A 12834-nucleotide genomic window follows, 5' to 3' on the forward strand; every position below is an offset into this window, starting at 1 on the left:
GGTCGCCGCGGCGTTCTCCTGCCGCACGCGACGATTGACCGAAGCGAAGAACTGCCGCCCGCCGGCCGAGGGGCGAGCGGCACAACTGTGAATGGCAAGGGTGGATCCATGGCGACCGATTACGACGCCCCGCGTCGCAACGAGGCCGACGAGATGGCCGAGGACTCGCTCGACGAGCTCAAGCAGCGGCGTAACGAGGCGCAGTCCGCGGTCGTCGACGTCGAGGAGACCGACACCGCGGAGAGCTACGAGCTCCCCGGTGCGGACCTGTCCGGCGAGGAGCTGACGGTGAACGTCCTGCCGAAGCAGGCGGACGAGTTCACCTGTGCCAGCTGCTTCCTGGTGCACCACCGGAGCCGGCTGGCGAGCGCGAAGAACGGGCAGTTCATCTGCCGCGACTGCGCGGCCTGACCACACGGCTCGACGAACACTCGCGACCCCCGGCGAACCGCCGGGGGTCGTCGTGTGTCCGGACCCGTCGTCGCCCCGGCAGCGCCCCGTCGGCGGCCTGTCAGCGCACCCCGGCCGCCTGCGCGGCGATCGCCGCACGCAGCTGCTCGGGGCGCCGGGTGCTCACCACCCAGTACGGCTCGGGCACCGACGGGTCGGTGACCTCGACCCGCACCAGCGGGCCCACCCAGGCCCGGTGCAGGACGTACGCGGCCGGGTCCAGATCCGGGCCCATCGCCTCCCGCTTGTCCGCGCGCGCCACGGTGTCGGTCTCGCCGACCGACGACAGCGGAATCGACCGCTCGTCGGCCGTCAGCCGCCCGTCCCCGACGGTGACCCGGCTGCGCCCCCACCACCACGTCACGAGCAGGCACAGCGGGATCAGCACGACGTAGCCGATCCACGAGCGGACCCCCGGGTAGCCCATGTGGATCTCGGCGGCGAGCAGCACACCGATCCCGGCGGTGGGCAGGTACCACCACACCGGGACCGACAACCGCTCGTCGAACGCAGTGGGGCCGGACGTCGCAGAGTCGTTCTCCGGCTGACGGTCACTCACGGTTCTCAGGGTAGCGTCGCCCGCCGTGCCCGGTCCCGTGCCCGCTCCCCCGCAGGATCCGCTGGTCGCACCGTCCGTCGACGTGCTGCTGTCCCGGCTCGATCCCGACGTGCCCGCCCCCGCCTACGCCCGCCCCGGCGATGCGGGAGCCGACCTGGTGACGACCACCGATCTCGTCCTGGCGCCCGGTGAGCGCGCGCTGGTCGGGACCGGGGTCGCGATCGCCCTCCCGGCCGGATACGCGGGGTTCGTCCACCCGCGCTCCGGCCTGGCGGCACGCTGCGGGCTGTCGATCGTCAACGCACCCGGCACCGTCGACGCCGGGTACCGCGGGGAGATCAAGGTCTGTCTGGTCAACACCGACCGGTCGGACCCGATCACGCTGTCCCGCGGGGACCGGATCGCACAGCTGGTTGTCCAGCGGGTGGAGACGGCCCGCTTCGTCGAGGTCCCCGCCCTGCCGAGCTCCGAGCGCGGCACGGGTGGTCACGGTTCGACCGGCGGGAACGCCGCGCTCGAGCACGGAGGTGGTCGCTGATGCCCGGACGCACGAAGGGGCGGATGTTCGACATCCGCCGCGAAGACGACGTCGAGGACCAGGGGAGCGGCAGCTACCCCGGATACCCCGGCTACGACGGCGAGGAGCCCGGCGACGGGGCCGAGCAGCCCGGCAGCGAGAGGAACGGCATGGCGCGCAAGGGATCCCGCAGCCCCGGTCGGCAGGGTGGTGCCCCGCAGGCAGCGGGTGCGCCGCCGGCCCGTGACCGCGACGGCCGCGTGTCCTCCGACGGTCGCTGGGACGCCACCGAGCCGCCGCTGCTGAGCCACGCCGGCGACTACGAGGACTACGAGTTCGACGACGAGCTGGACTACGCCGCCGCCGACGACGGCTACGCCCCGGCCCCGGCTGCGCCCGCTCCGGCGTCCCGGCCCACCGCCACCGCGCGCTCCGGTGCCCCGGCCCGCTCCGGTGAGGTACCCCGCGGTGGGGGCGCCCGCCGGCCGGCGAAGACCGGCGCGACCCAGGCCGTCCGGGCCGCCGTGCGCACCGAGGCGCCGTCGTCGGGCGACGAGGACCTCGACGACGACGACTACGGCCTCGGCGACGCCCCGCTGTCGGTCCCGCCGCCCGGCTCCGGCGGGCGACCGCTCGGCCCCGCGGACGTCGAGGAGCTGGACCCGTCGATGACCGACGCGCTGGCCCGCGTCGACCTGGGCTCGATCCAGGTACCGGTGCCCTACGGCGCCGAGCTGAAGCTCGAGCCCTCCGGGGGCGACGAGCGGCCGCAGGCGGTGCACCTGATCCTGCCCGAGGGCCGGATCGCGGTGAGCGCGCTGGCCGCGCCGCGGTCGTCGGGACTCTGGGGCGACCTCGCCGCGGAGATCGAGACCTCGCTGCGCAACGGCGGCGCGCGGGTCCGCAACGCCCGCGGCGACTGGGGTCGTGAGCTGCACGCGAGCACGGAGAATGCGGCGTCGGTGTTCGTCGGCTGCGACGGCCCGCGCTGGATGGTCTACGGCGTCGCGACGGCGTCACTGGAGACCGTCGAGGCGCTCGACGTCGAGCTGCGCCGGGTGCTGCGCGGGATCATCGTCGTGCGGGGCAAGGACCCGTACCCACCGCGGACGGTGCTGCCCCTGGACCTGCCCGAGCGGCTGCGCGAGCAGCAGCCCGACGTCGCCGCGTCCGAACAGGCGCGGATCACGGTGTCGGTGCCCCAGTCGGCCGAGTCCGACGGCGCCGAGGCGCCCGCCCCGGGGACCGCCGCGCCGGCCGCCGGCCGACCCGCGCCGCCGGCCCGGCCGGGTGGCGGCCGGCCGCGACCGCTGCGTGCAGTGCCCGACCTGCCCGCCGATGCCCCCGACGACGCTCCCGCACGCCCGCAGCCCGAGGCGCCTGCCGCCCGGACGACGGCCGCCCGTACGACCGCACTGCCCGCGGCCCGCCCGGACCGGCCCGGACCGCGATCCGCACCGGCCGCCGCCCGGACCGGGCCCGCCGCACCTGCGGCCGGCCCCGGTCCCGCGGCTCCGCCGGCCGGCCCCACGCCATCCCCGGCTCCGGCCGCGCAGCCCGGTGGGCAGCCCGCGGCAGGCCCTGGCCCGGTGCCGCAGCCCGGTCCGGAGGCACCTGCGGCGTCCGCCGGTGCCCGCCCGGCCGCCCCGGCCGAGCGCACTGCGCTGCTCCGCCCCCAGCCCGGCGAGGGGTCCGCCGATGCCCCCGGGACCGGCGACGTCCCCGCCGCCGGCGAGGCGACCACTGCCGTGCCCGCCGCCGGGCGCCGTACCCGGCACGCGGCCGGGCCCGGCCGTCCGGCGAGGCCGCAGCGCCGGCACAGCCGGGACAGCGGGCAGCACCCGGCCCCGGACGTCGCCGCGGCCCCGGGTGCCGAGGACACCGCGGCCGCGTGGGGTCCGCCCGCGCCTGCCGCCGCTCCCGCGCCCCGACGGGACTCCCGTCCGGGCGCCCCCGCCGCGGCAGCGTCCGCGCCGCAGCCGCCGGTCGAGCCGCAGGCTCCGGCCGGTGCGCAGGCACAGGTCGAGCCGCAGGTCCCGTCCGAGCCGCAGGCGCCGGCCCAGCCGCCGGCGCCGCCGCGCCGGGACCCGGCGGTGCTCGCGCTGTCCGGGCCGGACATGCTCGCGGGTCTCGCCGGGCTGACCCCGGAGCGTCCGGCGGCCGGGGCCGACGCGGCCTCGTCGGCCTCGCCGACGCCGGCCGGTGGTCGTCGTCGCCGGGCCGCGGACGCCCTCGGCGGCACCGAGACCGACACCGCCGTCGGCGGTCGTCGGGGCGCGCACGCCGCTCCCGGCGGCGGAATCTCCGACGACGTCGACGGGGCCACCGGCGGCCGGCACGCCGGCCCGCGGGACACGGAGGCCTCCGGTGGCGGGCAGCTGCCGGGGATCGGGGACATCCCGCTCGACGATGTCCCGCTGATGGAGGCGACTCTCGACCGGACCCCGGACCCGGACCCGTTGTTCGACCCGATCGCGCCGGAGCCCGATGCCGCGGAGGCCCGCCCGGCGGAGCAGGCAGGCGGGCCCCACGTGTCCGGGCAGGAGGAGACGCCCACCGGGCGGCCGCGCCGGGGACGCCGTGCCCGGCCGGAACCCGCCGAGACCGGTGCGGACGACGGCACCCCGTCCGAGGCGGACCCCGGCACCGGGTCCGGCGCGGATCCCGCTGCCCGGTCCGGCGCCGACACCGACGCCCTGTTCGGCGCCGACACCGACGCCACACCGGTGCGGCGCAACGGTCGTCGTCGTGCGGACGCCACCCGCGACGGTGCGGCCGCCGACCCGACGACCCCCGCCGACGCCGTCCGCAACGGTGCGGCGTTCGACACGACCCCGGCGGACGCGGTGCGCAACGGTGCCGCGTTCGACGGCACGGCCGCTCTGGCGGACGACCACTCCGGCGGCGCGGCCCGCAACGGCGCCCGGCAGAACGGGACCCGGCAGAACGGGACCCGGCAGAACGGGACTCGGCAGATCGGGACTCGGCAGAACGGGACTCGGCAGAACGGGACCCGGTGGAACGGCGTCGTGCAGAACGGAGCCGTGCAGAACCGAGCCGTGCAGAACGGGATCGCGCACCACGGCGACGCCGCGGAGGAACCGGCTGCCGACAGCCCCGCCGCGCCCCTCGCCGAGGGGACCTCCGGCACCGGGATCCCCGCGACGGAGAACAACGCGACGGAGACTCCGGCGACAGAGAACGGCGCGACGGAGAACAGCGACCTGTCGGCCGACGAGACCGGCGACCGGGCGGTCGCCGACACGACGCCTGCGGACACGGCGTCCGCGGACACGGTCACACCGGACGAGGACGACTGGCTCTCCGCCGAGATCGCCGCCACCCGCGGGGCCGGGCGCCACGGCACCGGTTCCGGGTCCTCGGTCGCGGACCTGCTGGCGGCGGCCGCGTCCGGCGACGCCCCGCGCAGCGGCTCCCGGGCCCGAGCCGGCCGCACCCTGAGCGCGGTCGGCGACGGCACCGCGCAGTCCGGCACCGCGCAGCCCGGCACGGCGGCCTCGAACACCGCGCAGTCCGGCACGACCGGGACCGGAGCCGGGAACGAGCAGGGTGGTCGCCGCGGCGGCCGCCGGCGCGCCCCCGAGGGAGCCGGCGCACACCGCTCGCCGTCCGCGACCGGCGGCGGTTCCCACCGCTCCGCCGCGAGCACCGGCACGAACCCGGGAACGACCGGGACGGGAACCACGGGCGCCGGCGCGCTCGGAACCGCGGAGGACGCCCAGGGCGACCTGGGCCGCCACCGCCGCCCCTGAGCTCCACCGGCCGCCCTGCCCGGGTTGCGGGGTCCGGGGGAGACACCCCGGGCAGCGCACCCGGTCGAGGGTCACGCTCGTCACGCCGCGGCTGTCCGGTTCGTCCGGACGTCGGCGGTGGCGCGCGGCGGCGGACCACCGGCCGTCCCACGACGACCGCCCGGCGCGCCCCGGAGGCTCGGCTCACCCCGTACATCCCCCGGCCACGGGCACAATCCGGGCCCCGGCCGCGTTACGCTGACGTGCGGTACCACGACGACCGTCGGGTCGCCACACGAGTGCGGGCACGCCGGACGGTCCGGCGCCCGCGCGGGTCGAGGAGAGACATGGGCAGCGACGATGGCGGCGCGTTCCGCCGGATGCTCCGCAAACTCACCAGCGACGTCGACGAGCTCGACGCCCGCGATCTGGCCGAGGACGTCGAGGAGACCGGGGCCCGCCCGGCCCGCGACTGTGCGTGCGGCGAGGAAGTGACCATGCTCGGGCGGATCCGCAGCGTCGAGCTGTGCCCGCAGAACGCCGACGCCAGCCTGAAGGCCGAGCTGTTCGACGGCACCGACGGCGTCACCCTGGTCTGGATGGGCCGCCGCCGGATCCCCGGCATCGAGGCCGGCCGCACCATGCGTGTCCGTGGCCGCGTCTCGCTGCGCGACGGGCGCAAGGTGCTCTACAACCCGTACTACGAGATCTGCCAGGCCCAGTAGCCTCGGAGCCAGTCACTCCGAGAGAACGGACCCGCGTGCACGACCCCCGACACGACACCCCGCAGGGCCGGCACACCGCCGCCGCCGAGGACCCGCCCACCACCCGCATCCCGCGCGTCGAGCCCGGGACCGGTGGGGGAGCGGCGCCGTCACCGGAGCCCGGCGCCCCGGCGCCGGAGCGGATGCCGACGATGCTCGAGCAGATGGGCGGGCTGCCGGGGATCGTCGCCTCGACGATCCCGGTGCTGGTGTTCGTCGTGGTCAACGTGGCCACCGACCTGACGACGGCGCTGTGGGCCGCGATCGGCGCCGGTGTCCTGGTGCTGGCCTGGCGCCTGGTGCGCCGCGACCCGATCATGCCCGCGATCTCCGGGCTGCTCGGCGTCGGTGTGTGCGCACTCGTCGCTCGCCAGACCGGCGAGGCCCGCGGCTTCTACCTTCCCGGGCTGCTCTACAGCGCCGCGCTCGGCATCGCCGCCCTGGTCTCGGTCGCGGTCCGGTGGCCACTGGCCGGGGTGATCTGGCACGCGGTCAACTCCCGCGGCATGGAGTGGCGCCGCGACCCCGTCCTGTTACGCGCCTACGGCCTCGCCACCCTGATCTGGGGCGTGATCTTCGTGGCCCGGGTGATCGTGCAGGGGGCGCTCTACCTCGCCGACGCCGAGACCTGGCTGGGCGTGACCCGGCTGATCATGGGCTACCCACTGATGGCCGTCGCGATCCTGGCGACCGTGCTGATCGTGCGCCGCGCGGAGAACCGGCGCCCCGCCGCGCACTGAGCAGCGGCCGCGCCCCGGCCCGCACGAGCACCGGCCTCACCGGCACCGGCCTCACATGAGGGCCGCGCGGATCTCCTCCTCGACCGCCGCGGTCGCCACGAACAGCAGCTCGTCGCCCGGCTCCAGCGCGTCGTCGGGCTGCGGGACGATCACCCGGCCGCCGCGCAGGATGGTCACCAGCGCCGAGTCCGGCGGCAGTTCCAGGGTCCGCACCGGGCGCCCGGCCAGCGGCGTCGCCTCCGGCAGCGTCACCTCGACCAGGTTCGCCTGCCCCTGGCGCAGCGTCAGCAGCCGCACCAGGTCGCCGACGGCCACGGCCTCCTCGACCAGCGCCGCCAGCAGCCGCGGCGTCGACACCGCGACGTCGACACCCCAGTTCTCGCTGAACAGCCACTCGTTGCGCGGGTCGTTCACCCGGGCCACCACGCGTCGCACCCCGAACTCGGTCTTCGCCAGCAGCGACACCACGAGGTTGACCTTGTCGTCGCCGGTCGCGGCGATCACGACGTCGCAGCCCTCGATGCCGGCCTCCTCCAGGGAAGCCAGCTCGCAGGCGTCGGCGTTGACCCACTCGGCCTCGGGCACCGCGCCCGGGTCGATCTGGGCGAGGTCGCGCTCGATGAGCATCACCCGGTGCTCGGACTCGACGAGCTCGAGAGCGATGGAGCGGCCGACCGCACCCGCCCCGGCGATCGCGACCCGCATCAGTCCTCCTCCGGCGCCGCCGCGGCGGCCGCCGTCACGTCGCTGACCGTGCCCGAGATCGCCGACACGTAGACGGTGTCCTCGGCCTGCACGGTGGTGCCCTCGTCGGGCAGGACGCCGTGCCCGAACCGCACGATGAACGCCACCCGCGACCGCGTCTGCCGCTCCAGGCTGCGGATCGAGTGCCCGACCCACTCCTCGTTCAGCGGCAGCGGCAGCACCGCCACGGTGCCGGTCGGCTCCCGCCACGCGGTCGCGACGCCGTCGGGCAGCAGCATGCGCAGCAGCCGGTCGGTGGTCCACGGCACGGTCGCGACGGTCGGGATGCCGAGCCGCTCGTAGACCGCGGCCCGCTTCGCGTCGTAGATCCGGGCGACGACCTTGCCGACGCCGTAGCTCTCCCGCGCCACCCGCGCGGCGATGATGTTCGAGTTGTCGCCGGAGGAGACGGCGGCGAACGCGTCGGCGTTCTCCAGGCCGGCCTCGTCGAGGACCGCCCGGTGGAAGCCGAACCCGACGACCTGGCGTCCCCGGAAGTCCGGGCCGAGCCTGCGGAAGGCCTGCGGGTCACGGTCGATGACCGCGACCTCGTGGCCCAGCCGCTCGAGGCCGGCGGCCAGGGATGCGCCCACCCGGCCACACCCCATGATCACGACGTGCATGGCTTCAGCAGGTCCTTCCGGCGGTCACTCGCTGTCGATCGGGCACGCTATCGCGTCGGTTCCGGGGCCGGGGCTTAGGCTTGCGCACCGTGTCCAAGCTCGCCGTCGCTCTGAAGCGGCTCGTCGTCGGACGACCGCAACGCAGCGACCGCCTGACCAGCACGCTGCTCCCGAAGCGGATCGCCCTTCCGGTGTTCGCCTCCGACGCCATGTCGTCGGTCGCCTACGCCCCGGAGGAGATCTTCCTGACGCTCTCGGTCGCCGGCGTCGCGTCCTACGCGCTCTCGCCGTGGATCGGCCTCGCCGTCGTGATCGTGATGCTCACGGTGGTCGCCAGCTACCGGCAGAACGTGCACGCCTACCCCTCCGGCGGGGGCGACTACGAGGTGACCACGGTCAACCTCGGCCGCACCGCCGGGCTGACCGTCGCCAGCGCACTGCTGGTCGACTACACGCTCACCGTCGCCGTGTCGATCTCCTCGGCCGCGGCGAACATCGGGGCGCTGGTCCCGGTCGTCGGCGAGCACAAGGTGCTGTTCTGCGTCTCGGCGATCGTGATCCTCACCGCGATCAACCTGCGTGGCCTGCGCGAGTCCGGTGCCGCGTTCGCGATCCCGGTGTACGCCTTCGTGTTCGGCGTCGCCGCAATGATCATCTGGGGTTTCACCCGGATCCTGATCCTCGGCGACGACGTCCGCGCCGCCAGCGCGAACCTGCACCTGGTGGCCGAGGGCAACGAGTTCACCGGACTCGCGCTGGTCCTGCTGGTGCTGCGCTCGTTCACCCAGGGGGCCGCGGCGCTGACCGGTGTCGAGGCGATCTCCAACGGGGTCCCGGCGTTCCGCAAGCCCAAGTCGAAGAACGCGGCGACGACGCTGCTGCTGCTCGGCGCCACCTCGATCGCCATGTTCCTGGGCCTGATCGCGCTGGCCATCACCACCGGCGCCAAGATCGCCGAGGACCCGGTGCGGCAGTTCCCGGACGCCCCGCCCGGCTACCAGCAGCAGACGATGATCGCCCAGCTCGCCGACGCGGTGTTCGCCGACTTCCGGCCCGGCTTCTTCTTCGTCATCGTCATGACGGCGCTGATCCTGGTGCTCGCGGCCAACACCGCGTTCAACGGCTTCCCGGTGCTCGGCTCGATCCTGTCCCAGGACCGCTACCTGCCGCGCCAGCTGCACACCCGCGGCGACCGGCTCGCGTTCTCCAACGGCATCCTCGCGCTGTCGGTGTTCGCGGTGCTGCTCGTCGTCGGGTTCCAGGCCGAGGTCACCAGGCTCATTCCGCTTTACACCGTCGGCGTGTTCGTGTCGTTCACGCTGTCGCAAGCCGGGATGGTGCGGCACTGGAACCGGGAGCTGGAGCTGGGACCGGAGACCGCCGAGCGCCGCCGGATCCGCCGCAGCCAGGCGATCAACGGCTTCGGCACGATCATGACCGGGCTCGTCCTGGTCACCGTGCTGATCACCAAGTTCGCCCTCGGCGCCTGGATCGCAATCGTGGCGATGTCCGTGTTCTTCGTGCTCATGCTGATGATCCAGAAGCACTACGACCGGGTCGCCGCCGCGCTGGTCGCCGACGAGTCCGACGACGTCCTGCCCTCGCGCAACCACGCCGTCGTCCTGGTCTCGACGCTGCACAAGCCGACCCTGCGGGCGCTGGCCTACGCCCGCGCCACCCGCCCGGACATCCTCGAGGCCGTCACGGTCAACGTCGACGACTCCGAGACCAAGAAGCTCGTCGACCTGTGGCACACCCGCGGGATCCCGGTGCCGCTCAAGGTCATCGAGTCGCCGTACCGGGAGGTGACCCGGCCGGTCCTGGACTACGTCAAGCGGATCCGCACCGACTCCCCGCGCAACGTGGTCACCGTCTACATCCCCGAGTACGTCGTCGGGCACTGGTGGGAGCAGGTGCTGCACAACCAGAGCGCGCTGCGGCTCAAGACCCGGCTGCTGTTCCAGCCCGGAGTCATGGTCACCAGCGTGCCGTGGCAGCTGCCGTCGTCGTCGCGGACACGGGCGCTGTCCCCGCTCGACGCGCCCGGCGCGTCCCGGCGCGGCTACCCGACCGCGGACACCGCCCCCGGCGGCCCCGGAGCCCCGGCCCCGGACAAGCCGGACCCGGCCGACCGCCGCGAGACCCGCCGCACCGACGGCTCCGGGCGCGGCACCGTCGGCACCGGCGGGCCGGGCACGGGCCCCCGATGAGCGGGCGCCGCCCGGACGCCGCCGATCCGCAGTCCGGGTGGACCGACCGGATGCTCGAGCTCGTCGTCGGACCGGTCGCGCACGGTGGCCACTGCGTCGCCCGCGCAGGCGACGACGGCCGCCCCGCCGGGCCCGGCGCCGGCCGCGTCGTGTTCGTTCGGCACGCGCTGCCCGGGGAACGCGTGCACGCGGTCGTCACCGAGGACGGCGGGGGCGGTTTCTGCCGCGCCGACACCGTCACCGTGCTGGAGCCCTCACCGGACCGGGTCGAGCCGCCGTGCGTGTGGGCGGGTCCCGGCGGCTGCGGGGGCTGCGACTTCCAGCACGCCACGCCGTCCGCGCAGCGCGACCTCAAGACCGCGGTGCTGCGTGAGCAGCTGGAGCGGCTCGCCGGGAAGGCCGCGGAGCTCTCCCGGGTGCCGTTCGGCGACGTCGTGGTGGAGGAGCTGCCCGGCGGCCCGCTCGGCTGGCGGACCCGGGTCCGCCTCGCCGTCGACGACGCCGGGGTCCCCGGCCTGCGCGCGCACCGCAGCCACGACGTCTGCGAGATCGCCGACTGCCCGCTGGTTCCCGGCGACGCGCTCGAACCCGTTCTGGCGCAACGGTTCCGGCCGGGCGCCGACGTCGACGTGGCGGTGACCGGAGACGGCGTCGCCCGGGTCGACGCGCCCACCACCGGGCACGCCGCGGGCCGCACCTGGGACCTCTCACCCGGCACGTTCTGGCAGGTCCACCCGGCGCTGGGGGACACCCTGGCCGGAGTGGTCGCCGACTGGGCCGACGCCCCGGCCTGCGGCGTCGCCTGGGATCTCTACGGCGGCGTCGGGCTGCTCGGGTCGGTGCTGGCCCGCCAGGTCGGTCCCGGCGGGCGGGTGCTGGTCGTGGAGTCCTCGCCGTCGGCGGTGTCCGACGGCCGCGCCGCGCTGGCCGACCTGCCCCAGGTGGAGTTCGTGCAGGGCCGCGCCGAACGGGAGATCGCCCGGCTGCGCCCGGACCCCGACGTCGTCGTCACCGACCCGCCGCGGACCGGTCTCGGCCGTGCCGCGGTGCGCGACCTCGCCGCCCGCGCGCCCCACCGCGTCGTGCACGTGGCCTGCGACCCGGCCGCGCTCGGCCGCGACCTCGGGCTGTTCGCCGAGCACGGCTACCGGGTGGGGGCACTGCGGGCGTTCGACGCGTTCCCGATGACCCACCACATGGAGGCCGCGGCGCTGCTCGAACGGGCGTGAGCGGCGTTTCCGCCGCCCGCACGTTCCGGCCGGTCGGTACGGTGACGGCCCGCCGAACGACGACACCAGGGGAGACACCGTGCCCGGCCTGATCCAGAAGATCCAGCAGTTCCTGCGCAGCCCGCAGGGTCAGAAGATGACCGAGCAGGCCAAGCGCTACGCCTCGGACCCGAAGAACCGGGCCAAGGCGCAGGAGATGCTGAAGAAGTTCCGCGGCGGGAGCGGCCCCAAGCACTGAGCCGGCCCGATGCCCACCGTCCTGCAGCTCTCGGATCTGCACAGCGGGCTGCCCGGATGGCGGCCCCGCGCCGAGCGGACGGTGGCCGGGGTGCGGGCGCTGGACCCGGCGCCGGACGTCGTACTGGTGACCGGGGACGTCGCCGACGACGGCACCCCCGACCAGTACGCGGCGGCCGCGGACCTGCTCGACGGCCTCGATGCACACCTGGTCCCCGGCAACCACGACGACCGCGCGGCGCTGGCCGCTGCGTTCGGTGAGGCCTCCGACCGGGTGCTGCAGCTCGACGGTGCGACGCTGGTGCTGCTCGACACGCTGGTGCCCGGGCACCACCACGGTGCCGTGTCCGCGGCCGGGCTGGACCTGCTCGCCGACGCCGCCCGCGACCCCGCGCCGCTGCTCGTCGCGCTGCACCACCCGCCGGTCCGCACCGGGCACCCGGTGCTCGACACCATGGGTGTGTTCGACCCCGGGCCCCTGGAACGGGTGCTCGCCACCCGCGCCGACGACACCGTCGTCGTCTGCGGGCACCAGCACACCCCGCTGACGACGACCTTCGCCGGCCACCCGCTCGTGCTCGCCCCGTCGGTCGCCCCGGCGACCGCGTGGCCCGGGCAGCCCGGCACCTCCGACCCGGCGACCGTGCCGCCGGGAGGGGTGCTGCACGTGCTCGGCGACGGCTCGGTGCGGAGCCGCTTCGTCTGCTGGGGTCCCGGTGTGTGAAACGATGCGGCCCCGATTCCCCGGGGGTCCGGCGGCCCGCTAGGGTAGGACCACCTCGATTACTCCGGGGTGCATAATCGAATAGTCTGAATGCAGTACGCCCCCGTAGCCCAATTGGCAGCAGGCAATGGATTCAAAATCCATAAAGTGTGGGTTCGAGTCCCACCGGGGGCACTTTCCGGTCATTCCTGTCGGTGGTCGGGTGCACGATTTGCTCATGTATCCGAAGCAGACCGTCGACCGCGCGCTCGCCCTTCTCCGTGCGGGGAACACCGTCACCGATGT

12 protein-coding genes and 1 tRNA gene are annotated in these 12834 nt (G+C 75.2%); 10 read left to right on the plus strand and 3 right to left on the minus strand.

Annotated elements, in window-relative coordinates:
• Positions 1-108: 108 nt before the first annotated feature.
• Entirely contained in the window at positions 109-411 is a 303-nt protein-coding gene (locus ACLE50_RS14745; protein ID WP_410944101.1) for a DUF4193 domain-containing protein, read from the plus strand.
• A 100-nt stretch (positions 412-511) separates the two neighbouring features.
• Here the strand turns inward: ACLE50_RS14745 and ACLE50_RS14750 are convergent, their stop codons facing one another.
• Positions 512-1009, minus strand: a complete 498-nt coding sequence (locus ACLE50_RS14750; protein WP_410944102.1) for a DUF3093 domain-containing protein — start codon at positions 1007-1009, stop codon at positions 512-514.
• 25 nt (positions 1010-1034) lie between these two features.
• On the opposite strand from ACLE50_RS14750, the gene dut reads away from it, so the two are divergent.
• From dut to ACLE50_RS14770, 4 genes are all read left to right on the plus strand, one after another.
• Positions 1035-1547, plus strand: coding sequence for a dUTP diphosphatase (dut, locus tag ACLE50_RS14755; RefSeq protein WP_410944103.1), 513 nt, complete (start codon positions 1035-1037; stop codon positions 1545-1547).
• Positions 1547-5299: a DUF3710 domain-containing protein gene (locus tag ACLE50_RS14760; RefSeq protein WP_410944104.1), complete on the plus strand. Its 3753-nt coding sequence runs from the start codon at positions 1547-1549 to the stop codon at positions 5297-5299. The genes dut and ACLE50_RS14760 overlap by 1 nt, the downstream gene beginning before the upstream one ends.
• Positions 5300-5625: 326 nt before the next feature.
• A complete protein-coding gene (locus ACLE50_RS14765; RefSeq protein ID WP_410944105.1) occupies positions 5626-6003 on the plus strand; it encodes an OB-fold nucleic acid binding domain-containing protein in 378 nt (125 codons plus the stop codon).
• 35 nt (positions 6004-6038) lie between these two features.
• Positions 6039-6782, plus strand: a complete 744-nt coding sequence (locus ACLE50_RS14770) for a DUF3159 domain-containing protein (protein ID WP_410944106.1) — start codon at positions 6039-6041, stop codon at positions 6780-6782.
• A gap of 51 nt (positions 6783-6833) precedes the next feature.
• On the opposite strand, the gene ACLE50_RS14775 is transcribed toward ACLE50_RS14770, so the two are convergent.
• Both ACLE50_RS14775 and ACLE50_RS14780 read right to left on the minus strand, forming a co-directional pair.
• Entirely contained in the window at positions 6834-7487 is a 654-nt protein-coding gene (locus ACLE50_RS14775) for a potassium channel family protein (protein WP_410944107.1), read from the minus strand.
• Positions 7487-8149: a potassium channel family protein gene (locus ACLE50_RS14780; protein WP_410944108.1), complete on the minus strand. Its 663-nt coding sequence runs from the start codon at positions 8147-8149 to the stop codon at positions 7487-7489. Before ACLE50_RS14780 ends, ACLE50_RS14775 begins: the two co-directional genes overlap by 1 nt.
• An 89-nt stretch (positions 8150-8238) precedes the next feature.
• Between ACLE50_RS14780 and ACLE50_RS14785 the strand changes: the two genes are divergently transcribed.
• The 5 genes from ACLE50_RS14785 (at position 8239) to ACLE50_RS14805 (ending at position 12723) form a co-directional block, all read left to right on the plus strand.
• Positions 8239-10359 carry an APC family permease gene (locus ACLE50_RS14785; RefSeq protein WP_410944109.1) on the plus strand — a complete coding sequence of 707 codons (2121 nt, stop codon included), beginning with the start codon at positions 8239-8241 and terminating at the stop codon, positions 10357-10359.
• The gene (locus ACLE50_RS14790) at positions 10356-11588 is read left to right on the plus strand and encodes a class I SAM-dependent RNA methyltransferase (protein WP_410944110.1); all 1233 of its coding nucleotides are present in this window, start codon (positions 10356-10358) and stop codon (positions 11586-11588) included. The genes ACLE50_RS14785 and ACLE50_RS14790 overlap by 4 nt, the downstream gene beginning before the upstream one ends.
• A 79-nt stretch (positions 11589-11667) precedes the next feature.
• Entirely contained in the window at positions 11668-11826 is a 159-nt protein-coding gene (locus tag ACLE50_RS14795; RefSeq protein WP_410944111.1) for a hypothetical protein, read from the plus strand.
• Positions 11827-11835: 9 nt separating this feature from the next.
• Entirely contained in the window at positions 11836-12549 is a 714-nt protein-coding gene (locus ACLE50_RS14800; RefSeq protein WP_410944112.1) for a metallophosphoesterase, read from the plus strand.
• A 99-nt stretch (positions 12550-12648) separates the two neighbouring features.
• Positions 12649-12723 (plus strand) — tRNA-Leu (locus tag ACLE50_RS14805).
• Positions 12724-12834 lie beyond the last annotated feature (111 nt).

It is taken from the genome of Pseudonocardia phyllosphaerae (assembly GCF_046546475.1).
Lineage (GTDB): Bacteria > Actinomycetota > Actinomycetes > Mycobacteriales > Pseudonocardiaceae > Pseudonocardia > Pseudonocardia phyllosphaerae.

Coding starts and splice junctions, on each gene's coding strand:
- ACLE50_RS14745 (WP_410944101.1), top strand. CDS start 109: ATGGCGACCGATTACGACGCCCCGCGTCGCAACGAGGCCGACGAGATG.
- ACLE50_RS14760 (WP_410944104.1), top strand. CDS start 1,547: ATGCCCGGACGCACGAAGGGGCGGATGTTCGACATCCGCCGCGAAGAC.
- ACLE50_RS14765 (WP_410944105.1), top strand. CDS start 5,626: ATGGGCAGCGACGATGGCGGCGCGTTCCGCCGGATGCTCCGCAAACTC.
- ACLE50_RS14775 (WP_410944107.1), bottom strand. CDS start 7,487: ATGCGGGTCGCGATCGCCGGGGCGGGTGCGGTCGGCCGCTCCATCGCT.
- ACLE50_RS14780 (WP_410944108.1), bottom strand. CDS start 8,149: ATGCACGTCGTGATCATGGGGTGTGGCCGGGTGGGCGCATCCCTGGCC.
- ACLE50_RS14790 (WP_410944110.1), top strand. CDS start 10,356: ATGAGCGGGCGCCGCCCGGACGCCGCCGATCCGCAGTCCGGGTGGACC.
- ACLE50_RS14800 (WP_410944112.1), top strand. CDS start 11,836: ATGCCCACCGTCCTGCAGCTCTCGGATCTGCACAGCGGGCTGCCCGGA.